This window comes from Burkholderia diffusa (genome assembly GCF_902499115.1).
GTDB lineage: Bacteria > Pseudomonadota > Gammaproteobacteria > Burkholderiales > Burkholderiaceae > Burkholderia > Burkholderia diffusa.
Window position 1 is genome coordinate 116,806 of sequence record NZ_CABVPN010000004.1, and the last position, 24,845, is coordinate 141,650.

General features: G+C 67.7%; 19 protein-coding genes. 16 read left to right on the forward strand and 3 right to left on the reverse strand.

Annotated elements, in window-relative coordinates:
- The first annotated feature begins 17 nt into the window (after positions 1-17).
- The 7 genes from BTE28158_RS05475 (at position 18) to fdhA (ending at position 8,960) form a co-directional block, all read left to right on the forward strand.
- On the forward strand, positions 18-587 hold the full coding sequence (locus BTE28158_RS05475; RefSeq protein WP_059685557.1) for a methyltransferase family protein: 570 nt from the start codon (positions 18-20) through the stop codon (positions 585-587).
- Between the two features lie 16 nt (positions 588-603).
- Entirely contained in the window at positions 604-1,887 is a 1,284-nt protein-coding gene (locus BTE28158_RS05480; protein WP_151048192.1) for a glycosyltransferase, read from the forward strand.
- A complete protein-coding gene (locus tag BTE28158_RS05485; protein WP_151048193.1) occupies positions 1,884-3,470 on the forward strand; it encodes a DHA2 family efflux MFS transporter permease subunit in 1,587 nt (528 codons plus the stop codon). The genes BTE28158_RS05480 and BTE28158_RS05485 overlap by 4 nt, the downstream gene beginning before the upstream one ends.
- 10 nt (positions 3,471-3,480) lie before the next feature.
- Entirely contained in the window at positions 3,481-4,419 is a 939-nt protein-coding gene (locus tag BTE28158_RS05490) for a glycosyltransferase family 2 protein (RefSeq protein WP_059600259.1), read from the forward strand.
- Positions 4,420-4,508: 89 nt separating this feature from the next.
- Complete coding sequence (locus BTE28158_RS05495) at positions 4,509-6,305, forward strand: efflux transporter outer membrane subunit (RefSeq protein ID WP_420868017.1); 1,797 nt, start codon at positions 4,509-4,511, stop codon at positions 6,303-6,305.
- Positions 6,305-7,495 carry an HlyD family secretion protein gene (locus BTE28158_RS05500; protein WP_174919738.1) on the forward strand — a complete coding sequence of 397 codons (1,191 nt, stop codon included), beginning with the start codon at positions 6,305-6,307 and terminating at the stop codon, positions 7,493-7,495. The genes BTE28158_RS05495 and BTE28158_RS05500 overlap by 1 nt, the downstream gene beginning before the upstream one ends.
- 268 nt (positions 7,496-7,763) lie before the next feature.
- Positions 7,764-8,960: a formaldehyde dehydrogenase, glutathione-independent gene (gene fdhA / locus BTE28158_RS05505; protein ID WP_059600256.1), complete on the forward strand. Its 1,197-nt coding sequence runs from the start codon at positions 7,764-7,766 to the stop codon at positions 8,958-8,960.
- 93 nt (positions 8,961-9,053) lie between these two features.
- On the opposite strand, the gene BTE28158_RS05510 is transcribed toward fdhA, so the two are convergent.
- Positions 9,054-9,893: an ATP-dependent serine protease gene (locus BTE28158_RS05510; protein ID WP_174919740.1), complete on the reverse strand. Its 840-nt coding sequence runs from the start codon at positions 9,891-9,893 to the stop codon at positions 9,054-9,056.
- Between the two features lie 8 nt (positions 9,894-9,901).
- Positions 9,902-11,323, reverse strand: coding sequence for an aminotransferase-like domain-containing protein (locus BTE28158_RS05515; RefSeq protein ID WP_124622143.1), 1,422 nt, complete (start codon positions 11,321-11,323; stop codon positions 9,902-9,904).
- A gap of 284 nt (positions 11,324-11,607) precedes the next feature.
- On the opposite strand from BTE28158_RS05515, the gene BTE28158_RS05520 reads away from it, so the two are divergent.
- The gene (locus BTE28158_RS05520; RefSeq protein ID WP_151047607.1) at positions 11,608-13,020 is read left to right on the forward strand and encodes a discoidin domain-containing protein; all 1,413 of its coding nucleotides are present in this window, start codon (positions 11,608-11,610) and stop codon (positions 13,018-13,020) included.
- Between the two features lie 55 nt (positions 13,021-13,075).
- Here the strand turns inward: BTE28158_RS05520 and BTE28158_RS05525 are convergent, their stop codons facing one another.
- Entirely contained in the window at positions 13,076-14,101 is a 1,026-nt protein-coding gene (locus BTE28158_RS05525) for a GlxA family transcriptional regulator (protein WP_059600253.1), read from the reverse strand.
- Between the two features lie 449 nt (positions 14,102-14,550).
- On the opposite strand from BTE28158_RS05525, the gene BTE28158_RS05530 reads away from it, so the two are divergent.
- The 8 genes from BTE28158_RS05530 to BTE28158_RS05565 all read left to right on the forward strand — a co-directional run bounded on the left by BTE28158_RS05530 (position 14,551) and on the right by BTE28158_RS05565 (position 24,829).
- Positions 14,551-15,825 (forward strand): serine hydroxymethyltransferase, encoded by a 1,275-nt coding sequence (locus BTE28158_RS05530; protein ID WP_059600252.1) that lies wholly within the window; start codon positions 14,551-14,553, stop codon positions 15,823-15,825.
- Between the two features lie 43 nt (positions 15,826-15,868).
- The gene (locus tag BTE28158_RS05535; RefSeq protein WP_034186088.1) at positions 15,869-16,840 is read left to right on the forward strand and encodes a dipeptidase; all 972 of its coding nucleotides are present in this window, start codon (positions 15,869-15,871) and stop codon (positions 16,838-16,840) included.
- A 139-nt stretch (positions 16,841-16,979) separates the two neighbouring features.
- Entirely contained in the window at positions 16,980-17,513 is a 534-nt protein-coding gene (locus BTE28158_RS05540; protein ID WP_006488993.1) for a DUF5943 domain-containing protein, read from the forward strand.
- 74 nt (positions 17,514-17,587) lie between these two features.
- Positions 17,588-19,651, forward strand: coding sequence for an NADH:flavin oxidoreductase (locus BTE28158_RS05545; RefSeq protein WP_059600250.1), 2,064 nt, complete (start codon positions 17,588-17,590; stop codon positions 19,649-19,651).
- Between the two features lie 2 nt (positions 19,652-19,653).
- Positions 19,654-21,579, forward strand: a complete 1,926-nt coding sequence (locus tag BTE28158_RS05550; RefSeq protein ID WP_124622137.1) for a (Fe-S)-binding protein — start codon at positions 19,654-19,656, stop codon at positions 21,577-21,579.
- A 4-nt stretch (positions 21,580-21,583) separates the two neighbouring features.
- The gene (locus BTE28158_RS05555) at positions 21,584-22,753 is read left to right on the forward strand and encodes an electron transfer flavoprotein subunit alpha/FixB family protein (RefSeq protein ID WP_059600248.1); all 1,170 of its coding nucleotides are present in this window, start codon (positions 21,584-21,586) and stop codon (positions 22,751-22,753) included.
- Positions 22,750-23,535, forward strand: a complete 786-nt coding sequence (locus tag BTE28158_RS05560; RefSeq protein WP_059600247.1) for an electron transfer flavoprotein subunit beta/FixA family protein — start codon at positions 22,750-22,752, stop codon at positions 23,533-23,535. The genes BTE28158_RS05555 and BTE28158_RS05560 overlap by 4 nt, the downstream gene beginning before the upstream one ends.
- Positions 23,536-23,587: 52 nt before the next feature.
- Positions 23,588-24,829, forward strand: coding sequence for an aromatic ring-hydroxylating oxygenase subunit alpha (locus tag BTE28158_RS05565; RefSeq protein ID WP_059600246.1), 1,242 nt, complete (start codon positions 23,588-23,590; stop codon positions 24,827-24,829).
- Positions 24,830-24,845 lie beyond the last annotated feature (16 nt).

Below are 24,845 nucleotides of genomic sequence, written 5' to 3' on the forward strand. Positions count from 1 at the left end.
CACGAGGCAGGCCAGCCGTGAATATCGTTCAGACCATCGCCATCGTCGTTCCCTGGGCCGCGTGGCTCGCCTACTGGATCGCGACGTCGCAGGCCGTGAAGACGACCGTGCGCAAGGAGGCGTCGCGCTCGCGCACGCTGCAGTCGATTCCGCTGATCGTCGGCGGCGCGCTGATCATCCTGCCCGATCCGTCGTGGCAGGCACTCGTGCCCGACTGGCAGCGCTTCGGCCTGCAGGCGCAATGCGGGCTCGCGGTGCTCGTCGCGGGGCTGCTGTTCTCCGTGTGGGCGCGGCTGCATCTCGGCACGAACTGGAGCGTGTCGGTCACGCTGAAGGAAGACCATGAACTCGTCCGCACCGGGCCGTACGCGCTCGTGCGTCACCCGATCTATACGGGCTGCCTGATCGCGCTCGTCGGCGCCGCGCTGATCGGCGGAGAGTGGCGCGGCGCGCTTGGCGTCGCGCTCGTGTTCGCGTCGCTCGCGTACAAGGTACGTGTCGAGGAAAGCTGGCTGACCGGGTATTTCGGGCCGGCGTACGCGCAATACCGCCGCGAGGTCGCGGCGCTGATCCCCGGCTTCTATTGACCCCGCGAGGCGCGCGATGGCGAAGGTGATCGTGACCGCGATCGGGTCGGCGGGCGACGTGCATCCGCTGCTCGGCGTCGCGCGTGCGCTCGCGCTGCGCGGCCACGACGTCGTGTTTTGCACGCACGCGCCGTTCGAGGCGATCGTGCGCCGTTGCGGGTTCGCGTTCGTGCCGATCGGCACCGCGGCCGAATACGAGGCCGCGATGGCGAACCCCGCGCTGTGGGATTCGCGCACGTCGTTTCGCACGCTGTGGCAGGTGATCGCACCGACGCTGCGCCCGCACTACGACGCGCTGCGCGCATTGGCTGATGGCGATACGGTGCTCGTCGGCACGCTATGGGCATTCTCCGCGCGCTTCATGCAGGAACTGCACGGCACGCCGTATGTATCGGTGCAGGTGTCGCCGTCGACGCTGCTGTCCGCGCATGCCCCGCCGACGCACCCGCGCCTGACGATTCCCGCACGCTGGCCGCTGCCGGTGAAGGCGGCGCTGATGACGCTGATCGAGCGCCAGGTGCTCGATCGCACCTGCGGCCCCGCGCTCAACGCGGTGCGCCGCGAGCTCGGGCTCGCGCCCGCGCGGCGCGTGCTGGGCCGCTGGCTGCATTCGACCGACGGCGTGCTGTGCCTGTTTCCCGGCTGGTTCGCGCCGCCGCAGCCGGACTGGCCGTCGAATCACCTGCAAAGCGGTTTCCCGTTGTTCAACGATATTGCGACACCCGACGAAGATGTGGCACTCGATGCGTATCTCGCGGCCGGTGAACCCCCGGTCGTGTTCACGGCCGGTTCGACACGCGTCGATCATGCGGCGTATGCGCGCGCGGTGGCGGATGCGCTGCGCGCGACCGGCGCGCGCGGGATCCTGCTGAGCCCGCACGATGCGGCGCCGGACGGCGATCGGCTGCTCGTGCGCCGCTTCGTGCCGATGCGCACGCTGCTGCCGCGTTGCCGCGCGCTCGTGCATCACGGCGGGATCGGCACGGCGGCACTCGCGTTCGAAGCCGGAATTCCGCAGGTCGTGACACCGTTCGCGCACGACCAGTTCGACAACGCGCAGCGCGTCGCGGCAAGCGGCGCCGGCCTGCGCGTCGACGGTGCGGTCGACGGCGTGCGTCTCGGTGCGGCGCTCGCGCGCGTGCTGGATGAACCCGAATTGTCCTTGCATGCGGAACGCACGCGTGCGCTGATCAACGCGGCGCCGGACGGCTGCGAAACGGCTGCCGATTACATCGAGCGCTTCGTGCCGAGCCGCGGACGCGCGATCTTGCCGCCCGTTGTCGCGTTGGCGGGCGCATGAGCACGGCATCGCCGCTTCAGGACACGCCCGCCGCCTTCGACGCGAGCGAACCCGCACCCGTTGCGCCGCCGGTGCGCGGCGCCCGGCTCGCGCTGCTGACGTTCGCGCTGTCGCTCGCGACCTTCATCGAAGTGCTCGACTCGACCGTCACCAACGTCGCGGTGCCCGCGATCTCGGGCAGTCTCGGCGTCTCGAACAGCCAGGGTACGTGGGTGATCAGCTCGTATTCGGTCGCGGCCGCGATCGCGGTGCCGCTGACCGGCTGGCTCGCGCGGCGCGTCGGCGAGCTGCGGCTGTTCGTCGGCGCGGTGCTGCTGTTCACGCTGACGTCGCTGCTGTGCGGCCTCGCGCGCGACCTGCACGTGCTGGTGGTCTGCCGCGCGCTGCAGGGGCTGTGCTCGGGGCCGATGGTGCCGCTGTCGCAGACGATCCTGCTGCGCACGTTCCCGCCGGACAGGCGCACCGTCGCGCTCGCGCTATGGGCGATGACGGTGCTGCTCGCGCCGATCTTCGGGCCGGTGGTCGGTGGCTGGATCGTCGACAGCTTCTCGTGGCCGTGGATTTTCCTGATCAATTTGCCGATCGGGCTGTTCTCGTTCGCGGTCTGCACCGCGATGCTGCGCCCCGACGCGCAGCGTGGTGAGGCCGGCCCGATCGACGTGCCGGGCATCGTGCTGCTCGTGATCGGCGTCGGTGCGCTGCAGGCGATGCTCGATCTCGGCCACGACAAGGGCTGGTTCGATTCGCCGCTGATCGTCACGCTCGCGGTGGTCGCGGGGCTCGCGATCGTGTCGCTGCTGATCTGGGAGGCGGGCGAGGCCCATCCGGTCGTCGACCTGAGCCTGTTTCGCGATCGCACGTTCTCGTTCTGCGTGCTGATCATCTCGCTCGGGATGATGAGCTTCTCGGTGGTGGGTGTCGTGTTCCCGCTGTGGATGCAGGCGGTGATGGGCTACAACGCATTCCACGCGGGGCTCGCCACCGCGTCGCTCGGCGTGCTCGCGCTCGTGTTCTCGATTCTCGTCGGCCTGCACGCGCACCGTTTCGACGCGCGCGTGCTCGCGACCTTCGGCTTCCTCGTGTTCGCGGCCGTGCTCGCATGGGATGCGCATTTCACGCTGAAGATGACGTTCGCGCAGATCGCCGCGCCCGGGCTGATCCAGGGCATCGGGCTGCCGTGTTTCTTCATTCCGCTGACCGCCGCGACGCTGTCGCGCATTCCGGACGACCGGCTCGCGGCGGCGTCGAGCCTGTCGAACTTCCTGCGCACGCTGTCGGCCGCGTTCGGCACCGCAATGAGCGTGACGCTGTGGGACAACCGTGCGACCTATCACTACGACGTCGTGTCGCAATCGGTCACGCACGCGTCGGCGAACACGCAGCGCTTCGTGCACACGCTGAACGCGATGGGCGTGGACGGCGTACGCGAGCTATCCACGCTGCACCAGGTCGTGATGCAGCAGGCGTACATGATGGCGACGGGCGATATGTTCTGGATGGCGAGCATGACCTGCCTCGTGCTCGCCGCGATGATGTGGCTCACGCGGCCGAAGCGCGGCGCGGCAGCTTCGTTCGGACATTGAGGAGAGCGGCATGACGACACTCGGCGCACTCGTGATCCTGTATCACCCGACCGACGCGCAGCTCGCGGCGCTTGGCACGTGGCGGCACGCGTGCGACGCGCTGCTCGTCGTCGACAACACGCCGCAGCCCGATCCGCGCGCAAGCGAACTGTGCGCGCGCGACGGCATCGCGCTGCTGCATCACGGCAATCGCGGCGGAGTCGCGGGCGCGTACAACGCGGGGCTCGCGGCGCTGTTTCGCGACAACGTCGATGCGGTCGCGCTGTTCGACCAGGATTCGTCGGTGCCGGCCGGTTACTTTTCGACGATGCGCGACGCCTGCGCGGGGCTCGCGGGGCGCGCATTCCTTGCCGGCCCGCGCATCTTCGACGAGAACGCGCGCAGCTTCCTGCCCGAGCTGGCGACCAACGGGATCGCGTTACGCCGGCTGCGCGTCGATCCCGATGCGCAATTGCAGCGCTGTGCGTTCCTGATCTCGTCGGGCTGCGTCGTGTCGCGCGCCGCGTTCGACGTGCTCGGCCGCTTCGACGAGACGCTGTTCATCGATCACGTCGATACCGAATACAGCTTCCGCGCGCTCGCGCGCAACGTGCCGCTCTACGTCGTGCCGTCGCTGGTGCTGCCGCACCGGATCGGCGCGAAGCAGCGTCACGCGTTCGGCCCTTTCGAAATGACGTCGATGAATCACTCGTGGCAACGGCGCTACTACAGCGCACGCAATGCGGTGCAGCTCGGGATGCAGTACGGGCTGCGCTTTCCGGTGGCGATCGTGCCGAACCTGCTGACCGTGTGGCAGGTCGTGCAGATCGCGCTCGTCGAGCGCGACAAGCGCGACAAGCTCGCCGGCATCCTGTTCGGTATCGCGGACGGCCTGTTCGGCCGGCTCGGTCCGCTCGAGCGCACGCGGCCGCGTCTGGCCGCGCGTGCGCAGCGCGTCCAGCAGGGATGAGGGAAACGATGCGGCGTGTGAAAGAAAATACGGCAGCGCTGGCGCGTGGCGTGAAGGGCGGTGCGTTGATCGGCGCCGCGGCGGCGGCGATGGCATTGGGCGGATGTGTGCCGACGGGCTTCCTGCCGTCGCTGTCGTTGCGCGCGCCGGCCGACGATGCGCTCGCGCACACGGCCGGCCCCGGCGTGAACGGTGCGTGGCCCGCACCCGACTGGGTGAAGCAACTGCAGGATCCGCAGCTCGACGCGCTGGTCGCCGAGGCATCGCAAAACAATCCCGACCTGCAGGTCGCTCAGGCGCGATTGCGGATCGCGCAGGCGCAGCTTCAGCAGTTCGATTCGTTGACGGGGCTGACGGGCACGGCCGGCGCAACGATCAGCCGCGCGCGGATGCCGAAGCCGGGCGACGACGTCGCCAACGTGTCGGTCGGCGGCTATCGGGTGCCGGTCGAGATATTTGGCGATCCGAACGTATCGCCGTCGTCGGTGTTCGTCGGGCTCAACTATCAGCTCGACCTGTGGGGCAAGAACCGCGCGGCGACGAAGAGCCTGATGTCGCTGCGTGAAGCGGCGCGGGTCGAGGCCGAGCAGGTGCGGCTCACGCTGGCGGTCGCGATCGTCACCGTGTACTGCCAGCTCGACCAGGCGTACGCGACGCAGGATCTGCTGCAGCAGAAGCTGAAGGTCAGTCAGCGCGTGACGGCCGTGCTGCGCGAGCGTACTGCGCGCGGGCTCGACAACGCGTACGACGCGAGCGACGCATCGATCAAGCGCAGCAAGTTGCTCGCGCAGATCGCGCTGAACGACGAGCAGATCAAGCTCGCGCAACTGCAGCTCGGTGTGCTGTCGGGCCGCGGCCCGGAGCGCGGGCTCGCGCTGCAGCGGCCGCGCGTCGGCGCATTGGCCGGCGGCGCGCTGCCCGCGCGGCTGCCGGCCGATCTGCTGGGCCGGCGGCCCGACATCGTCGCCGCGCGGCTGCGTGTCGAGGCCGCGTTCGCGAATGCCGATTCGACACGCGCGCAGTTCTATCCGGACGTGAATCTCGTCGCGCTCGGCGGCGTGTTCGCGCTGACGCCCGCGTCGCTGTTCTCGCGCGACGCGCTTGGCGGCTCCGTCGGCCCGGCGATCTCGCTGCCGGTGTTCGATCGCGGCCGGCTGAAGGCGAAGCTCGGCGCGGACGTCGCGCAGGCCGACGTCGCGATCGGCCTGTACAACAAGACCGTCGACGACGCGCTCGGTCAGGTCGCGCAGATCGTCACGTCTCTGCGTACGTCGCAGACGCTCGTCGCGCAGCAGCAGGACGCGGTCGCGGCCGCGCAAAAGATCGTGGAGATTGCGACTGACCGTCATCGGCGCGGCGTGCTGATGCAGAAGGACGTCGATGTCGCGGATCTCACGTTGATCGACGAGCGCGCACAGATGATCGCGTTGCTCGGCCGACAGCGGACGCTGCGTGTCGGGTTGATCGGTGCGCTGGGCGGCGGGTTCGACGCGGGCGCGACGGTCGCGCAGGCGCCGACCGTGCATCGGGCGCGCGGCGGGGCGGCGAAGCGGGGTGCTTCGATCGCCACATCCGCAGCGCCCGCCGTGGCGGCTGCGACCGCCACGACCGCACCGACCGCCGCGGCGACCACCAGCCAGTCGGTGGCGGGGCCGTCGGCCGATGCGCGTGCGCGGAGCGTGGCCGTCCCGCAGGTCGTCGCAGCATCGAATGCGGCGGCTGCACGACGCGACGACGCGGCCCGCACGCCGGCCGGCGGCGCGACGCCCCGCGGCGCCCCCGTTTCCGCGCGCACGGCGGCAGTGAATCCAGCGCCGGGCCCGTCGGCCATGCCGCCGATCCCCTTGTTCCAGCATGACCGCCTGATCGTTACGCAAAGCGACTGATGCACCACGACAACCTTCATACCGCCGCGCAGCCGGCTGCCCTGAACGATCCCGCACTCGACGCGCGCCGGGCGACGCGCCGCAAGCGCTTCACGCTGTTCTTCGCGGTCGTGCTGCTGGCCGCGCTCGTCTGGATCGCGTTCTGGCTGTTGCATGACCGCTATTACGAAGACACCGACGACGCGTACGTCGCAGGCAGCATCGTGCAGGTCGCGGCGCAGATTCCGGGCACCCTGACCGACGTGCTGGTCGCCGATACGCAGGCCGTGCGTGCCGGGCAGACGCTGGTGCGGCTCGACGACACCGAGGCGTCCGTCGCGTTCGCGCAGGCGAAGGCGCAACTCGTGCAGGCCGTGCGGCAGGTCGCGAACGCGAAGATCTCGAACACGATGTACGTCGAAGCCGTGACCGCGCGTCAGGCCGACCTGTCGCTCGCGCAGCGCGCGCTCGCCGCGCGCTCGGGCGCGTCGGTCGAGATCGTCGCGCCGGAGGAGCTGGCGCGCGCGCGCGCGGCGGTCGCCGGTGCGCAGGCCAATCTCGCGGCCGCACAGGCGCAGCTCGATGCGGCGCGCGCGCTCGGCACCCGGTTGCCCGTCGACGAAAGCCCGGCCGTCGTGCAGGCGGCCGCGCAGTTCAAGCTCGCGTACCGGAACCTGAAGCGCACGACGATCGTCGCGCCGGTCGACGGCACGATCGGTCAACGTTCGGTGCAGGTCGGCCAGCAGGTCGGGCCCGGCGTGCCGCTGATGTCGATCGTGCAGCTCAGCCAGTTGTGGATCGAGGCAAATTTCAAGGAAGGGCAGATCCGCCACATGCGCATCGGGCAGCCGGTCGAGATCGTGTCGGATCTCTACGGCTCGCGCGTGACCTATCGCGGCCGCGTGCAGGGCTTCTCGGCCGGCACCGGCAGCGCGTTCTCGATGCTGCCCTCGCAGAACGCGGCCGGCAACTGGATCAAGGTCGTGCAACGCGTGCCGGTCGTGATCGCGATCGATCCTCGCGATCTGGCCGCGCATCCGCTGCGGGTCGGGCTGTCGATGCGTGCGACCGTCGATACGCGCAACCGCGACGGCCATGCGCTCGACAGCGAGCCGCCTACGCCGGCCGTCAGTACGCGCGTGCACGACGGGGTGGCGAGCGACGCGGAAGCGGCGGCCGCCGCGATCGTTCGCGAGAATCAGGGCGGGTAACGCGCGCCCGACCGACGGGGCGGGCCGCTCGCGCCGATCGGCCGGGTCGCGCGCTCACGCGTTCCATGCCTTGCACGATCGCGCACTCCGGCCGTCTTTCCTGACCCGACTTTCGTGTTTCCGCCATGGATGTCGGCACCGTTCAAACGCATGTCGCGTTTGAGACATCGGGGCCCCCACCTCCGGGACTACTCTCGAACAGCACGTTGCGTAGCGCCGCATCCGTCGGCGCGCGGCAGCGCCATCAACGAGACATGGAGACAATACGATGAGCAGCAATCGAGGTGTCGTCTATCTTGGGCCGGGCAAGGTCGAAGTGCAGAAGATCGATTATCCGAAAATGGTCGATCCGACCGGCCGCGCGATCGGCCACGGTGTCATCCTGAAAGTGGTGAGCACGAACATCTGCGGCTCCGACCAGCACATGGTGCGCGGCCGCACGACCGCTCCGGTCGGCCTCGTGCTCGGTCACGAGATCACGGGCGAAGTGGTCGAGGTGGGCCCGGACGTCGAGACGCTGAAGATCGGTGATCTCGTGTCGGTGCCGTTCAACGTCGCATGCGGCCGCTGCGCGATGTGCAAGGACACGCATACGGGTGTGTGCCTGAACGTGAACCCGTCGCGTGCCGGCGGTGCTTACGGTTACGTCGACATGGGCGGCTGGATCGGCGGCCAGGCCGAGTACGTGCTCGTGCCGTACGCGGACTTCAACCTGCTGAAATTCCCCGACCGCGACCAGGCGATGGCGAAGATTCGCGATCTGACCTGCCTGTCCGACATTCTTCCGACCGGCTATCACGGCGCGGTGAGCGCGGGCGTGAAGCCGGGCTCGACGGTCTACATTGCGGGCGCGGGCCCGGTCGGCATGGCGGCGGCCGCGTCGGCGCGCCTGCTCGGCGCGGCGGTGACGATCGTCGGCGACATGAACGCGGAACGCCTCGCGCACGCACGGGCGATGGGCTTCGAGACGGTCGACCTGTCGAAGGACGCGTCGCTCGGCGAGCAGATCGAGCAGATCCTCGGCGTGCCGGAGATCGATTGCGCGGTCGACTGCGTCGGCTTCGAGGCGCACGGCCACGGTTCGTCGGGCCATTCCGAGGAAGCGCCCGCGACGGTGCTGAACTCGCTGATGGAAATCACGCGGCCGGCCGGCGCGATCGGCATCCCGGGCCTGTACGTGACGGACGATCCGGGCGCGAAGGACAAGGCCGCGCAGCACGGCAGCCTGAGCATCCGCTTCGGCCTCGGCTGGGCGAAGTCGCACTCGTTCTTCACGGGCCAGACGCCGGTGCTCAAGTACAACCGCAACCTGATGCAGGCAATCCTGTTCGACCGTCTGCCGATCGCGAAGATCGTCAACGTCGAAGTGATCTCGCTCGACCAGGCGCCGGAAGGCTACAAGAAGTTCGACGGCGGCGCGCCGCGCAAATTCGTGATCGATCCGCACGGCTTGCTGGCGGCCTGACGCACGAACGACGGGCATGAAGCGGGCGGCACCGGAGACGGTGCCGCCCGTTTTTCGTTGTGGGCGTGGCTGCGGTCGCCGTGCGCCGCGCGCTCAATGCCCGCGATAGATCATCGCCGTTTCGGCCCCGCTCGCCATCGCGCGCCGACCATGACGCGTATGCAGGGTCACGCGGCGTATCGCGTGCCCGCGTCGCGTCGCGGTGGCACCGCCTTTCCAGTCGGCGACGCGAATGCCGCTGCCGCGCGCGCTGTCCGGTCCGTGAACCGGCGGCGCGTGCCGCGCGAGCGTCGTCATCGGGCGTCCTGCCGCGTGTCGGGGCGTGCCCGCATTGCCGGGTTGAGCGGCCTTGCTCGACCGATCGGCGTCGGTGTCGACATTGGCGTCGGCGAGCCGATCGGCGTCGACTGCCGCGCGCTCGGCCGGATGCATTGCCTGGACGGGTGCGGGCGCGGGCCCGACCGGCAACGTCGGCGCGTCAGCCGCATGCAGACTGGCGTAAGCCGTCACCGGGCGCGACGCGCCCGGTCCGCGACAGACGGGATCCACCCGGCACGTCCGGTCATACGTCACATAGCCGCCGACCAGCATCACGAGGGTCAGGATGCTCAGCAGCGGCGCGCTCGACGCCCGCGGCCGCTGGACCGCCGCGCCGCGCACCGCGGCCGCGACGCGCGACGACCACGTCGGGACGGGCTGCGCCTGGTGCGGGGGCGTGGCCTGCGCGGCGGGCGCATCGTCGTTCGATCGGCGCAGCGGCGCGAACGGCCAGCCTCCCTGTCCGCAGACGGGGCACTGCTCGCTGGCGCGGAACGCCATGAAGCCGCACTGCCGGCAGCGCTGGCTGACGGTGGCGCGCGGCTCGGCACGCAGGTTCAGTGCGCCGCGCAGCGTGTCGCGCGTGCGGACTTTCCGGTTGGGCAGGACTTGCATGATCGTTGCTACCTCGTCTGCTGTTGCCGCCCCGCGAGCCTTCCGATGGTGCGCATCGCGTCCTCGACGGCAGGGGTCCACGGTCGGCCATAGTTCAGCCGGACGTAGCGGTGAAAGGCGCCCGTCATCGAAAAGATCGGCCCGGGCGCGAGGCTGACCCCATTCTCCATCGCGTCGCCGAACAACTGCATCGCATCCACGTGCGGCGGCAATTCGATCCACAGGAAATATCCGCCGCGCGGGGCATACACCTCGGTGTCGGCCGGGAAGTACGCGCGAACGGCCGCGAGCATCTGCGCCTGGTGGGCCGCGAGGTTGAGCCGGAGCCTGCGCAGGAAGCGGTCGTACGCGCCGTTGCGCAGATAGCTGGACACGGCCATCTGCGCGGGCACGTCCGCCGCCGGCGCGCTCGCGTTCTTCACCTGCCTGATCTGCTTCACGTAACGTCCGGCGGCGACCCAGCCGACCCGGAAACCGGGGGCGAGGCACTTCGAGAACGAACCGCAATGCAGCACGAGCCCGTTGTCGTCATACAGTTTCGCGGGGCGCGTGGGCGTCGGGCCGAAATGTAGTTCTCCGAACACGTCGTCCTCGATCAGCGGCACCTGGTGCGATGCGAGCAGTTCGATCAGCCGGCGCTTGCGCTCGTCGGGCAGCGTCGCGCCGGTCGGGTTGTGGAACGAGGTCATGAACCAGCACGCGCGCACCGGATGCGTGTCGAGCACGTCGGCGAGCGCGTCGAGATCGAGGCCGGTGCGCGGATCAACCGGAATCTCGATGGCCTTCAGATGCAGCCGCTGCACGGCTTGCAGCACCGCGGGGAAGGCAGGGCGTTCGATCGCGACCAGATCGCCAGGGCGCGTGAGCGCCTGCAGGCTCAGCGTCAGCGCTTCCGCCGCGCCGGTCGTGATGACGATTTCTTCCATCGGCAACGACGCGCCCGCGTTCAGGTACCGCAACGCAATCTGGCGGCGCAGCGCCTCGTTGCCGGGCGGCAGGCCGGCCAGCAGTTTCTCGCGGTCCATGTTGCGGGCGGCCGTCGCCGCATATCGCCACAGGCTGCTCATCGGAAACAGTGAATAGCTGGCGAACGCGGAACCCAGCGGCACGATGTCGTCGCGTTTGAGCGAGTCGATCAGCTGGAACAGCGCATCGTCGCCGCCGGTCTGCGATGCAGCCGGTTTGCGCGGTGTGTCGCGACCCGCGCGCACGCGCTTGTCATCGAGGTTCGCAACGAAATAACCGCAACGCGCGCGCGCGACGATCAGGCCCTCGCTTTCGAGCGCGTAGTACGCGCGAAACACGGTGGAAGGACTGACACGATAGGCGCTGCATGCCGAGCGCACGGTCGGAATGCGTGCGCCTGCCGGCAGGTCGCCGCGCCGGATCGAATCGGCAATCGTCTGTGCGAGCACCGCATATCGCTTCATGCCTGGCCTCCGGCCGATCACGGCCGTCGCTGAAAAAAGAGTAGCACGGCGTCCGCCGCGTTCAATCCCGCCCCCAATCGTTCATCCGCAACCCGCTGATACGCACGTTTTCGGCCGACTCTGATCCTTTTCTTCAGACCAGCGAACCGGCATTCTTCGCAAGCCTTATTCCCGATGCGTGATCGATACGGTCTTCACGCCCCCTGACGGCGGATCCGTGACGACCGCGCACCATGTGCGGGACCGGGTGCGCAACGTCCTTACCTTACCCGGAAGCAATCAGCGTGAAATCGAAGTTCCTCGTCGCGGGCCTCGTCGCCGGCCTCGCGCTCAACCTGCTCGGCGGCGCCGCTAAAGCGGCCTGCATCAACAATCCCCCGACTCAATCCAATGCGTCGTTTCCCGCCGCACTGACCGGCAAGCTCGTCTATCACAGCTACGTCAAGTACGGCGACGGCACGAGCCAGCTGTTCCTGTACGACTTTTCGGCCCGCACGCTCACGCAGTTGAGCAAGAGCAGCTGGGGCATCACCGATCCGATGAACGGCGTGTTCAGCCCCGACGGCAAGTGGCTTGCATTCATGGGTATCAGCAATGGCGCCTGGAACGTGTTCATGCTGCAGCTCGGCGCCAGCACGCCGCCGGTCAACCTGACGAACAGCACGGGCGCGACGCGCAACGAGGATCCGAAGTTCAGCGCCGACGGCAAGACGCTCGTGTTCAAGCAGAACGGCGACGTGAAGCAGGGCACGCTGTCGTACACGAGCACGGGCCCGGTGTTCACGTCGGTCGTGAGCCTGACCAACGCACCGGTGGGCGCCGAATACTCGATGCCGTTCCTCGCGCCGGACGCGAGCGCCGTCTACTACGCGACGGGCACCGGCTCGAACATGGGGCTGATGAAACGCACGATCACGACCGGCACGACGGCGGTGTTCGATCATCCGGCCGGTCTGCAGACCTACTATCCGATCGTACGCGGCGACGGCATGGTGTTCTACGCGCGCTGGAAGGACACGGGCGGTGCCGACCAGATCTATGCGAAGACCGCGGACCCGGCGTCGACGCCGAACGCGCTGCCGATCAGCGACTGCATGAGCAACAACTCCGATCCGGCGCCGGTGAGCGGCACGAACTACGTGTTCTTCTCGTCGACGACGGCGGGCGGCTACCAGCTCTATGTGGGCGACGTGACCACCGGCCAGCGCTGGAGTCTGTCGCAGTTCGGCGTGAATGCGGACACGACCAAGGCGAAGCTCGGCTCGAGCTACTACGGTGGCCCGGCCGCCGCGCAGCCGATGCTGCTGTCGCAAGGTCGTCCGGCTGCTGCGTCGGCGAGCTACAACGCATCGCTGACGGCGGACAAGGCGTTCGACGGAAACACGACGAGCACGCGCTGGGATTCGCCGGAAGGCGCGGGCGTCGATCCGCAATGGATCTCCGTCGATCTCGGCGCGGTGAAGAAGATCAGCAGCGTCGATCTCTACTGGGACGCGGGCGCGCTCGTCTACCAGATCCAGACGTCGACCGACAACGCGAACTGGACGACGGTCTACTCGACGAACAACGGCGTGTCGTACGGTCACGTCACGCTGCCGAACCTGAACGCGCAGGGCCGCTACGTGCGGATGCTCGGCACGAAGCGGGCGACGCAGTGGGGTTACTCGCTCGACGAAATGCAGGTGTGGGGATCGTAATCACCAGCAAAAAGGCGGCCCTCGAGGCCGCCTTCTTTATCGCGCCGCGCCCGCATCACGCGTGAATCACATGCGCCGGAAACGCCGGTGCGGCAGCCGCCGCGCCCTGCGCGAGCGGCGCGACCTGCTTGCGGCGCTCGCGCGTCGGCGCGACGCCGAACGCATCGCGATAGCTCTTGCTGAAGTGGCAGGCCGACTGGAAGCCGCACGCCATCGTGATGTGCATGATCGACATGTCGGTCTGCAGCAGCAACTCGCGCGCGCGGCGCAGCCGCAGCGTCAGGTAATAGTGCGTGGGCGTCATCCCGAGATGCTCGCGGAACAGCCGCTGCAGCTGGCGCTGCGACATGTTCGCGAGTCGTGCGAGTTCCTCGCGCGACAGCGGCTCCTCGATGTTGTTTTCCATCAGCGAGATCACTTCGAACAGTGACTTGTTCGCCGAGCCGAGCCGCGCGACGAGCGGCATCCGCTGTTGCGCGCTCGTGTCGCGCACGTGTTCGACGATGAACTGCTCGGCGATCTGCGTGACGCGCGCGGTGCCCACGCGCGCGGCGATCAGGTTCAGCATCATGTCGAGCGGCGCGACGCCGCCCGTGCACGTGATGCGGTCGCGGTCGACCACGAACAGTTCCTTCAGGAAGCGCGTGTCCGGAAACTCTTCCTTCAGCGCCGACATGTTTTCCCAGTGGATCGCGCATGCATAGCCCGCGAGCAGCCCCGACTTCGCGAGCGCATAGGTGCCCGTGCACAGGCTGCCGAGCGGCAGTCCCATGCGCGCGAAGCGGCGCAGCGTCGACAGATGGGCGGGCGTGGTCGCGCGTTGCACGTCGACACCGCCGCACACGAATACGATATCCGGCTGCCCCACGCATTCGGCCGGGCCCGTGTCGACCGTGAGGCCGTTGCTCGCCGTGACCGGGCCGCCTTCCGGGCTGATGATCGACCAGCGATAGAGCGGCTGGCCGCTCAGGTAGTTCGCCATCCGAAGCACCTCGATCGCATTGGTGAACGCGATCATCGTGAAGTTCGGTAAAGGCATGAACGCGAAGTGGGACAGCGACGCTGTGCGGTCGGGCGACATGGGGGGCGTTCCTTGAATCTCTAATAGCTTTTGGCCCGAGAGGCACGGATCGGGCTACGGTATTGTGTGAGCGAGCGCAACAAGCGTGCCATACGGCTAAACCCTAGCTGCATACGTCGTAAGGGTGGAAGGCGGATGCTGCACTGCACCGTAAACGGGCTGCGCTGCACCCTCGACGCGCAACTCAGGCACCGGCGAAGTGCCTGTCCGTGGACAAACCGCACACGCCGGTTTGCTTCGTCATCGGAAAAAGCACGACCGGTCACTTGTACAAAACGGACGCGCATGGCGGAAAAGGCAAAGAACGCGTCTAAATTCATCAATCCGCCGAAAATCCGAACGACAAGAATAGAGCCGTCGGCAGCCTTGCACTGGATGCGCTGGAAGCCCAGGTATGGCGGGCCTCGAGCTTCGGTTGCACGCCCTTTATTCTTCGTCACGGACGCACTATGTCGAACACCCAGCCTTTCTTCTCGCAGCCCCTCGCCGAGCGCGACGCTCCGGTGCGCAGCGCCATCCTGAAGGAGCTCGAGCGCCAGCAGTCGCAAGTCGAGCTGATCGCGTCGGAAAACATCGTGTCGCGCGCGGTGCTGGAGGCGCAGGGTTCGGTGCTGACCAACAAGTATGCGGAAGGCTATCCGGGCAAGCGTTACTACGGCGGCTGCGAATTCGCGGACGAGGTGGAGGCGCTGGCGATCGAGCGCGTGAAGCAGATCTTCAACGCCGGCTACGCGAACGTGCAGCCGCACTCGGGCGCGCAGGCGAACGGGTCGGTGATGCTCGCGCTGGCGAAGCCGGGCGACACCGTGCTCGGCATGTCGCTGGACGCCGGCGGCCACCTGACGCACGGCGCCAAGCCGGCGCTGTCGGGCAAGTGGTTCAATGCCGTGCAATACGGCGTGAACCGCGACACGATGCGTATCGACTACGACCAGGTTGAAGCGCTCGCGCACGAGCACAAGCCGAACCTGATCATCGCCGGCTTCTCGGCGTACCCGCGCGCGCTGGACTTCGCGCGCTTCCGTGCGATCGCCGACAGCGTCGGCGCGAAGCTGATGGTCGACATGGCGCACATCGCGGGCGTGATCGCCGCCGGCCGCCATGCGAACCCGGTCGAGCATGCGCACGTCGTCACGTCGACCACGCACAAGACGCTGCGCGGCCCGCGCGGTGGCTTCGTGCTGACCAACGACGAAGAGATCGCGAAGAAGATCAACTCGGCCGTGTTCCCCGGCCTGCAAGGCGGCCCGCTGATGCACGTGATCGCCGGCAAGGCCGTCGCGTTCGGCGAAGTGCTGCACGCGGACTTCAAGACCTACATCGACAACGTGCTCGCGAACGCGCAGGCGCTTGGCGAAGTGCTGAAGGCGGGCGGCGTGGACCTCGTCACCGGCGGCACCGACAACCACCTGCTGCTGGTCGACCTGCGTCCGAAGGGCCTGAAGGGCGCGCCGGTCGAGCAGGCGCTGGAACGGGCGGGCATCACCTGCAACAAGAACGGCATTCCGTTCGACACCGAGAAGCCGACCGTCACGTCGGGCATCCGCCTCGGCACGCCGGCCGGCACGACGCGCGGCTTCGGCGTCGCGGAGTTCCGCGAGGTCGGCCGCCTGATTCTCGAAGTGTTCGACGCGCTGCGCGCGAACCCGGAAGGCGACCACGCGACCGAACAGCGCGTGCGCCGCGAGATTTTCGCGCTCTGCGAGCGCTTCCCGATTTACTGATCGACGACCCCCACAAAAGTAGAGACTTGAGCGAGAGGCAGATATGAGCACGCTGCACCAGGACAGCATCATCATCGACGGACTGAACATCTCGAAGTTCGAGAAGCCGGTGTTCGAGGACATGCGCAAGGGTGGCATCACGGCCGCGAACTGCACGGTGTCGGTGTGGGAGAACTTCACCAAGACCGTCGACAACATCGGCGTGATGAAGAAGAAGATCCGCGACAACGGCGAACTGCTGACGCTGGTGCGCACGACCGACGACATCTTCCGTGCGAAGAAGGAAGGCAAGACCGGCATCATCCTCGGCTTCCAGAACGCGCACGCATTCGAGGACAACCTCGGCTACATCGAGGCGTTCGCCGACATGGGCGTGCGCGTCGTGCAGCTTTGCTACAACACGCAGAACCTGGTCGGCACGGGCTGCTACGAGCGTGACGGCGGCCTGTCCGACTTCGGCCGCGAAGTGATCACCGAGATGAACCGCGTCGGCATCATGGTCGACCTGTCGCATGTGGGCGGCAACACGTCGTCGGAGGCGATCGCGTTCTCGAAGAAGCCGGTGTGCTACTCGCACTGCCTGCCGTCGGGCCTGAAGGAACATCCGCGCAACAAGAGCGACGCACAGCTGAAGGAAATCGCCGACGCCGGCGGCTTCGTCGGCGTGACGATGTTCGCGCCGTTCCTGAAGCGCGGGATCGAGGCGAACATCGACGACTACATCGAGGCGATCGACTACGTCGTGAACCTGATCGGCGAAGACGCGGTCGGCATCGGCACGGACTTCACGCAGGATTTCGCGAAGGAATTCTTCGACATGCTGACGCACGACAAGGGCCGCTATCGCCAGCTGACGAACTTCGGCAAGGTGATCAACCCGGACGGCATCCGCACGATCGGCGAATTCCCGAACCTGACCGCGGCGATGGAACGCCACGGCTGGAAGGAGTCGCGCATCCGCAAGATCATGGGCGAGAACTGGGTGCGCGTGTTCAAGGACGTGTGGGGCGCGTAAGCGCCCGCCGACCCGAACCGCCGCCCGCGATTCAACACAAGAACAATCGGGACGTGCCGGCGCTTGCAGCGCGGGCACGCGGACGATGTCGTGCCTGCGCCAGAACCGCGCGGCCTTTTTTCCTCACGGAGTCACCACGATGCAACCGCAACTGCCGATCAACGTCGATCCCGATACCGGCGTCTGGACCACCGACGCGCTGCCGATGCTGTACGTGCCGCGCCACTTCTTCACGAACAACCATGTCGCCGTCGAAGAAGCGCTCGGCGTCGAGGCGTATGCCGAGATCCTCTACAAGGCCGGCTACAAGTCCGCATACCACTGGTGCGACAAGGAAGCGAAGCTGCACGGGCTGACCGGCATGGCCGTGTTCGAGCACTACCTGAAGCGCCTGTCGCAACGCGGCTGGGGCCTGTTCTCGATCATCGAGGCCGATCCGGCCAGCGCGCGCGCGAAGATCGAGCTGCGCCACTCGTCGTTCGTGCTCCAGCAGCCGGGCAAGGAAGGCAAGCTCTGCTACATGTTCGCGGGCTGGTTCGCCGGCGCGATGGACTGGGTCAACGACACGACGCCGGAAGGCAAGGGCGCGCCGCGCGCGCAATCGAAGGAAGTGCAGTGTGCGGCCGAACACCACGACCACTGCGTCTTCGAAGTGTCGCCGATCGCGCACTGATGCGCTGACATCACGACACAGCAACACAACAACACCCGCAACACGAGACATTCGAACGCCAGAGGTCGCCTGCGATGCGTTATCCCCACCTGTTCAAACCCATGCAGCTGAACCAGCTGACGCTGCGCAACCGGATCGTCAGCACCGCGCACGCGGAGGTGTATGCCGAGCCGGGCGGCCTGCCGGGCGACCGCTACATCCGCTATTACGAAGAGAAGGCGAAGGGTGGCGTCGGCCTCGCGATCTGCGGCGGCTCGAGCCCCGTGTCGATCGACAGCCCGCAGGGCTGGTGGAAGTCGGTGAACCTGTCGAACGACAAGATCATCGACCCGCTTACGCGCCTGGCCGACACGATGCACAAGCACGGCGCGAAGATCATGATCCAGGCGACGCACATGGGCCGCCGCTCGTCGTTCCATGGCGAGCACTGGCCGCATCTGATGTCGCCGTCGGGCGTGCGCGAGCCGGTGCACCGCGGCAACGCGAAGATCATCGAGATCGAGGAAATCCGCCGCATCATCGGCGACTTCGCGGCGGCCGCGAAGCGCGTGAAGGCAGCCGGCATGGACGGCATCGAGATCTCCGCCGCGCACCAGCACCTGATCGACCAGTTCTGGAGCAAGCGTTCGAACCATCGCACCGACGAATGGGGCGGCAGCCTCGAAAACCGTCTGCGCTTCGGCATCGAAGTGCTGACGGCCGTGCGCGAAGCGGTCGGCAAGGACTTCTGCGTCGGCCTGCGGATGTGCGGCGACGAATTCCACGAGGACGGTCTCGATCACGAAGCACTGAAGGAAATCGCGCAGGCGATGTCGGAGACGGGCCTGATCGACTACCTGAGCGTGGTCGGGTCGGGCGGCGACACGCACAACACGATCGCCAACTGCATGCCGCCGATGGCGCTGCCGCCGGAGCCGTTCGTGCACCTCGCGGCCGGCATCAAGTCGGTGGTGAAGATTCCCGTGATGCATGCGCAGAGCATCCGTGACGCGGGCCAGGCCGAGCGCCTGCTCGCCACCGGCATGATCGACCTGGTCGGCATGACGCGCGCGCAGATCGCCGATCCGCACATGGTGATCAAGATCCGCGACGGCCGGGAAGACGAAATCAAGCAGTGCGTCGGCGCGAACTACTGCATCGACCGCCAGTACAACGGCCTCGACGTGCTCTGCATCCAGAACGCCGCGACGTCGCGCGAAGCGACGATGCCGCACATCATCGAGAAGTCGCGCGGCCCGAAGCGCAAGGTGGTGGTGGTCGGCGCGGGCCCCGCGGGGCTCGAGGCCGCACGCGTCGCGAAGCTGCGCGGCCACGACGTGGTGCTGTTCGAGAAGAACACCGAAGTGGGCGGCCAGGTGATGATCGCCGCGAAGGCGCCGCAGCGCGAACAGATGTCCGGGATCATTCGCTGGTTCGACATGGAAACCAAGCGCCTGGGCGTTGATCGCCGCCTGGGCGTCGCCGCCGACGAGAAGATGATCATGGCCGAGAAGCCGGACATCGTCGTGCTCGCGACCGGCGGCTCGAGCTTCACGTGGCAGGTGCCGGCCTGGGGCGTGGCTGAAGGGCTGGCCGTCAGCTCGTGGGACATCCTGACCGGCAAGGTCGAGCCGAAGCAGAACGTGCTGCTGTTCGACGGCGTGAGCACGCATGCGGGCGCCGGCGTGGCCGACTTCATGGCCAGCCGCGGCTCGAAGGTCGAGGTCGTGACCCCCGACGTGAAGGTGGCCGACGATTGTGGCGGCACGACGTTCCCGATCTTCTATCGCCGCCTGTATGCGCTCGGCGTGATCCCGACGCCGAACACCATGCTCGATCGCGTGTACGAGGAAAACGGCAAGATGATCGCCGTGCTGCGCAACGAATACACCGAGGAACTGGAAGAGCGCGCGGTCGACCAGGTGGTGATCGAGAACGGTTCGTCGCCGAATGACGAGCTGTACTGGAAGCTCAAGCCTGAGTCGGTGAACCACGGCCAGATCGATCCGCACACGCTGTTCGCGGCCGAGCCGCAGCCGTGCCTGTCGGAAGAACTGGGCAACGGCCGCTTCCTGCTGTTCCGTGTCGGCGACTGCATCTCGATGCACAACGTCCACGGTGCGATCTACGACTCGCTGCGTCTCGTCAAGGATTTCTAAAGATGAATCCGGCTTTCCTCATTACCGCACTGCTGTGGCTGTCGGTGGCGGGGCTCGCGTTCGCGGTCGCGAAGCGCTCGTCCTACTGGCGTCTCGGGCGCGCGACGGCGCCCGGCTCGTTCGGCGTCGCGAACCTGTTCGCGATCCCGAAGCGCTATTTCGTCGACCTGCACCACGTGGTTGCCCGCGATCCGTACATCGCGAAGACCCACGTCGCGACCGCCGGCGGCGCGATCGCCGCGCTCGCGCTGGTGTTCGTCAACTACGGCCTGGCGATCTACTCGCCGTGGCTCGACAAGCTGATCTTCCTCGCGGCGCTCGCGATGCTCGTCGGCGTGGTGTTCGTCTGGCGCCGCCGCGCGGCCAAGGACGTGCCCGCCCGCCTGTCGCGCGGCCCGTGGAACGCGCTGCCCTGGCTGCTCGGCTCGTTCGCGCTCGGCCTCGTGCTGTTCATGGTCGTGCCGGCCGGCGCGATGTCGGGTGCGTTCGCGGTGCTCTGCGCGCTGCTGATCGGCGCCGGCGCATTCACGATGACCGTCGGCGCCGCGAAGGGCGGCCCGATGAAGCACGCGATCGCCGGCCTGCTGCACCTCGCATTCCACCCGCGCCAGGAACGTTTCGCGGCCACCCGCGAATCCTTCACGGGCAACGGCACGGCCACGCCGCCGACCGCGCTGAAGCTGCCGGACATCGAGCACGAGGAGTATGGCGTCGCGAAGCCGGTCGAATTCCGCTGGAACCAGCTGCTGAGCTTCGACGCGTGCGTGCAGTGCGGCAAGTGCGAGGCCGCCTGCCCCGCGTTCGCATCGGGCCAGCCGCTGAACCCGAAGAAACTGATCCAGGATCTCGTCGTGGGCATGGCGGGCGGCACCGACGCCGCGTACGCCGGCAGCCCGACGCCGGGCCTCGCGGTCGGCCAGCATCGCGGCGAGCCGAACGGCCCGATCGTGTCCGGTTTGATCGAGGAGCAGACGCTCTGGTCGTGCACGACCTGCCGTGCCTGCGTGCAGGAGTGCCCGATGCTGATCGAGCACGTCGACGCGATCGTCGACATGCGCCGCAACCGCACCCTGGTGCACGGCACGGTGCCGGGCAAGGGCCAGGAAGTGCTCGCGAACCTGCGCGAGACCGGCACGATGGGCGGCTACGACACGGCTGCACGTTACGACTGGTCGGTCGACCTGAACGCACCCGTTGCGCAACCCGGCAAGCCGGTCGATGTGCTGTTCGTCGCCGGTGAAGGTGCGTTCGACATGCGTTACCAGCGTACGCTGCGCGCATTCGTGAAGGTGCTGAACAAGGCGGGCGTCGACTACGCGGTGCTCGGCGGGACCGAGACCGACACCGGCGACGTCGCGCGACGCCTCGGCGACGAAGCGACGTTCCAGCAGATGGCGAAGCGCCTGATCGGCACGCTCGGCTCGCTGTCGTACAAGCAGATCGTGACGGCCGACCCGCACGTGATGCACAGCCTGCGCAACGAATACCGCGCGCTCGGGCTGCGCGTGACGGTCAAGCATCACACGACCTACCTCGCGGAGCTGGCCGACAGCGGCAAGATCGCGCCGAAGGCCGTCGAGGCGCTGCGCGAGAAGCGCACCACGTATCACGACCCGTGCTACCTCGGCCGCTACAACGGCGAGACGGAATCGCCGCGCAAGCTGCTGAAGACGATCGGCATCCAGGTCGTCGAGATGGAGCGCAACGGCATGCGCGGCCGCTGCTGCGGCGGTGGCGGCGGCGCGCCGCTGACCGACATCCCGGGCAAGCAGCGTATTCCCGACATCCGCATCGCCGACGCGCGCGCCATTGGCGCGGACGTGGTCGCGGTCGGATGCCCGAACTGCACGGCGATGCTCGAAGGCGTCGTGGGCCCGCGCCCCGACGTGCTCGACGTGGCCGAACTCGTTGCCGCCTCGCTGGAGTGAATCGATGAACACGATCAAACGAATCGATCCGCGCCGGCCGTTCATCATCACGGCCGCGGGCCTGAAGCGCATCACGCTGGGCGAGGAAGGCAGCGCCGACGCGAGCGCCACGCAGTGGTCCGCGCACGGTCATGGCGCCGCGGCCGCGAAGCCGCGCCGCGCGGTGCAGGACCCGAAGCACGTGATGCTGGTGGTGGCGCACACCGAGCGCGGCGCGCTCGACGACCATGCGCGGCAGGCGGTCGCCGCCGCCGCGGTGCTCGCGGACGCGCAGACGGAAGTCGCGCTGCTGGCGTTCGGCGAACTGAAGGATGACGCAGCGGAGCTCGGCGTCGACAAGCTGATCGAGCTGGCCGACTTCGACCGTCGCGCCTTTGCACCCGAAAGCGAATTGCAAGCATTGCAGGCCTGCGCCGCGGCGCTCGCGCCGAAGCACGTGTTCGTGCCCGACAACGCGACCGGCGACGGCGACCTGGGCCGGCGTTACGCGGCGGCCGCCGGCGCGAGCATCGCGACCCACGTGGTCGAGATCGACGCGAAGCACGTCGGCGCGTATGCGCAGGCTGGCCGTGCGTTCGCGACGCGAGGCTTGCCCGACGTGATCCTGCTTGCGCAGAACGCGGTCGAAGCAAAACTGCCGTTCGTCGGTGCCGGCGAGCGCCTGGCCGCCGACTTCATCCGCCCGGCCGGCGACGCGGCGCAACCGTACCGCGATCTCGGCCTCGAGGAAATCGACGCGGCGCAGGTCGCGCTGGAGGAAGCTGACTTCATCGTATCGGCCGGCAACGGCGTGTCCGACATCGGCGCGTTCGAGCGGCTCGCCGGCGCATTCGGCGCGGCGATCGGCGCGAGCCGCGTCGCGGTCGACAACGGTCACTTCACGCGCGACAAGCAGGTGGGCGCGACCGGCAAGACGGTCGAGGCCAGCGTGTACATCGCGTTCGGCATCTCGGGCGCGGTGCAGCACTTGCAGGGGATCAAGGACTGCCGCCACGTGATCGCGGTCAACCTCGACGGCAGCGCGCCGATCGCCAAGCGCGCGAACCTGACGGTGGTGGGCGACGCGCAGGCGACGATCGCCGCGCTGATCGAACAGGTGCAGGCCGCGCGCGCGTCGCGCGGACAATCGCCGACCGCGGTCGGCGCCCGTGAATCCGAAGGAGTCGCAGCATGAACGCCCCCCGCCAGTTGCAACGCATCGCGGTGCTCGTCTCCGTGGGCCGGCACCCGGTCAGCGGCACCGCGCGCTACAGCCGCAACGACGCGGCCGCGCTCGAGGTCGGCCGTCAGCTCGCGGAGCGGCATCGCGCGCAGCTCGACGTGCTCCATGCGGGAGACCCCGCGAATGAAGCGCTTGCTGAATACCTCGCGCTCGGTGCGCGGCAGGTCGAGGTGCTGGCCTGCCACGACGGCGACGATGCCGCGCATGCGCTCGCCGCGCGCGTCGAAGGCTACGACCTCGTGCTGACCGGCACCCGCGCCGAGGGCGCGTACGACACCGGGATGCTGCCGTATCGCGTCGCCGCGACGCTCGGCTATCCGCTCGTCGGCTCGGCCGTCGACGTGACGGTCGACGGCGGCCGCGCGGCGGTCCGGCAATTCTTGCCGAAAGGGTTGCGGCGGCGCGTCGACGCGGCGCTGCCTGCCGTCGTCGCGGTCCATCCGCTCGCCAACGTGGCGCCGCGCTACGCGTATGCGCGGCTGCGGGCCGGGGCGATCCGCCCGGCGCTGACGTCGACCGGCGCGGATGCAGATGCCAGCGCGTGGAAGGTTGGCCCGATCGAGCGTAAACCCGTAAAGCTGGTCGCCGCCGAGAAGCGCTCCGGGCATGCCCGGATGCTGTCGGCGACGACGACCGAAAGCCGCGGCGGCAACGTCGTAAATGAAGGGAGTTCAGTCGAAAAAGCACAAGTGATCCTCGCGTATTTGCGCGAGCATCAGCTCATCGACTACTGATTTTGATGCCTGTCGGCAACCACACTGGGACGCAAGGAATCCGGAGCAAACGATGAAAGTATCGGCAGACATTCGCGCACTGATCGAGCGACGCAAGGAAGGTTACAGCCTCGAGGCGCCGTTTTATACGAGCGAGGAAATTTTCGCCCTCGACATGGAGGCGATTTTCCACCAGCACTGGATCCAGGTCGCGGTCGAACCGGACATTCCCGAGCCGGGCGACTACCTGACCGTGGAACTGGGCGGCGACTCGATCCTGATCGTGCGCGACGACGACATGGAAATCCGCGCGTTCCACAACGTGTGCCGCCACCGCGGCGCGCGCCTGTGCAACGAGGATAAAGGCTCGGTCGGCAACATCGTGTGCCCGTACCACAGCTGGACCTACAACCTGACGGGCCAGCTGATGTTCGCCGAGCACATGGGCGAGCAGTTCGATCGCTGCAAGCACAGCCTGAAGTCGGTGCACGTGCAGAACCTCGCGGGGCTGATCTTCATCTGCCTCGCCGAGGAGCCGCCGGTCGATTTCGCGCAGTTGCGCGCCCAGATGGAGCCGTATCTGCTGCCGCACGATCTCCCGAGCACGAAGATCGCCGCACAGATCGACATCATCGAGGAAGGCAACTGGAAGCTCACGATGGAGAACAACCGCGAGTGCTATCACTGCGTCGCGAACCATCCCGAGCTGACGATCTCGCTGTACGAATACGGCTTCGGCTACCAGCGCTCCGACGCGAACGCCGAAGGCATGGACGCATTCGCGGAAACCTGCGTGCGCCGTGGCAAGGAGTGGGCCGAGATGGGCCTGCCGTCCGCCGAAATCGAAAAGCTGCTCGACGTGACGGGCTTCCGCACGCAGCGCCTGCCGCTCGACCGTAGCGGCGAATCGCAAACGCTCGACGCGAAGGTCGCGTCGAAGAAGCTGCTCGGCAAGTTCGAACAGGCCGACCTCGGTGGCCTGTCGTTCTGGACGCAGCCGAACTCGTGGCACCACTTCATGAGCGATCACATCGTGACGTTCTCGGTGATTCCGCTGTCGGCCGGCAAGACGCTCGTACGTACCAAGTGGCTCGTGCACAAGGATGCGAAGGAAGGCATCGACTACGACGTGAAGAACCTGACGGCCGTGTGGAACGCGACCAACGACCAGGATCGCGCGCTCGTCGAGTTCTCGCAGCGCGGCGCGAACAGCAGCGCGTACGAGCCGGGCCCGTATTCGCCGTACACGGAAGGTCTCGTCGAAAAATTCTCGGCCTGGTACATCGGCCGGCTCGCCGAAAAGACCGGCGCGTAGTAGTCAGCGGAACAGC

What these genes read in the sequence shown, in the direction of transcription:
- BTE28158_RS05480 (WP_151048192.1), top strand. Translation starts at nt 604, where the DNA reads ATGGCGAAGGTGATCGTGACCGCGATCGGGTCGGCGGGCGACGTGCAT.
- BTE28158_RS05485 (WP_151048193.1), top strand. Translation starts at nt 1,884, where the DNA reads ATGAGCACGGCATCGCCGCTTCAGGACACGCCCGCCGCCTTCGACGCG.
- BTE28158_RS05490 (WP_059600259.1), top strand. Translation starts at nt 3,481, where the DNA reads ATGACGACACTCGGCGCACTCGTGATCCTGTATCACCCGACCGACGCG.
- BTE28158_RS05495 (WP_420868017.1), top strand. Translation starts at nt 4,509, where the DNA reads ATGGCATTGGGCGGATGTGTGCCGACGGGCTTCCTGCCGTCGCTGTCG.
- BTE28158_RS05500 (WP_174919738.1), top strand. Translation starts at nt 6,305, where the DNA reads ATGCACCACGACAACCTTCATACCGCCGCGCAGCCGGCTGCCCTGAAC.
- fdhA (WP_059600256.1), top strand. Translation starts at nt 7,764, where the DNA reads ATGAGCAGCAATCGAGGTGTCGTCTATCTTGGGCCGGGCAAGGTCGAA.
- BTE28158_RS05510 (WP_174919740.1), bottom strand. Translation starts at nt 9,893, where the DNA reads ATGCAAGTCCTGCCCAACCGGAAAGTCCGCACGCGCGACACGCTGCGC.
- BTE28158_RS05515 (WP_124622143.1), bottom strand. Translation starts at nt 11,323, where the DNA reads ATGAAGCGATATGCGGTGCTCGCACAGACGATTGCCGATTCGATCCGG.
- BTE28158_RS05525 (WP_059600253.1), bottom strand. Translation starts at nt 14,101, where the DNA reads ATGTCGCCCGACCGCACAGCGTCGCTGTCCCACTTCGCGTTCATGCCT.
- BTE28158_RS05530 (WP_059600252.1), top strand. Translation starts at nt 14,551, where the DNA reads ATGTCGAACACCCAGCCTTTCTTCTCGCAGCCCCTCGCCGAGCGCGAC.
- BTE28158_RS05535 (WP_034186088.1), top strand. Translation starts at nt 15,869, where the DNA reads ATGAGCACGCTGCACCAGGACAGCATCATCATCGACGGACTGAACATC.
- BTE28158_RS05540 (WP_006488993.1), top strand. Translation starts at nt 16,980, where the DNA reads ATGCAACCGCAACTGCCGATCAACGTCGATCCCGATACCGGCGTCTGG.
- BTE28158_RS05545 (WP_059600250.1), top strand. Translation starts at nt 17,588, where the DNA reads ATGCGTTATCCCCACCTGTTCAAACCCATGCAGCTGAACCAGCTGACG.
- BTE28158_RS05550 (WP_124622137.1), top strand. Translation starts at nt 19,654, where the DNA reads ATGAATCCGGCTTTCCTCATTACCGCACTGCTGTGGCTGTCGGTGGCG.
- BTE28158_RS05555 (WP_059600248.1), top strand. Translation starts at nt 21,584, where the DNA reads ATGAACACGATCAAACGAATCGATCCGCGCCGGCCGTTCATCATCACG.
- BTE28158_RS05560 (WP_059600247.1), top strand. Translation starts at nt 22,750, where the DNA reads ATGAACGCCCCCCGCCAGTTGCAACGCATCGCGGTGCTCGTCTCCGTG.
- BTE28158_RS05565 (WP_059600246.1), top strand. Translation starts at nt 23,588, where the DNA reads ATGAAAGTATCGGCAGACATTCGCGCACTGATCGAGCGACGCAAGGAA.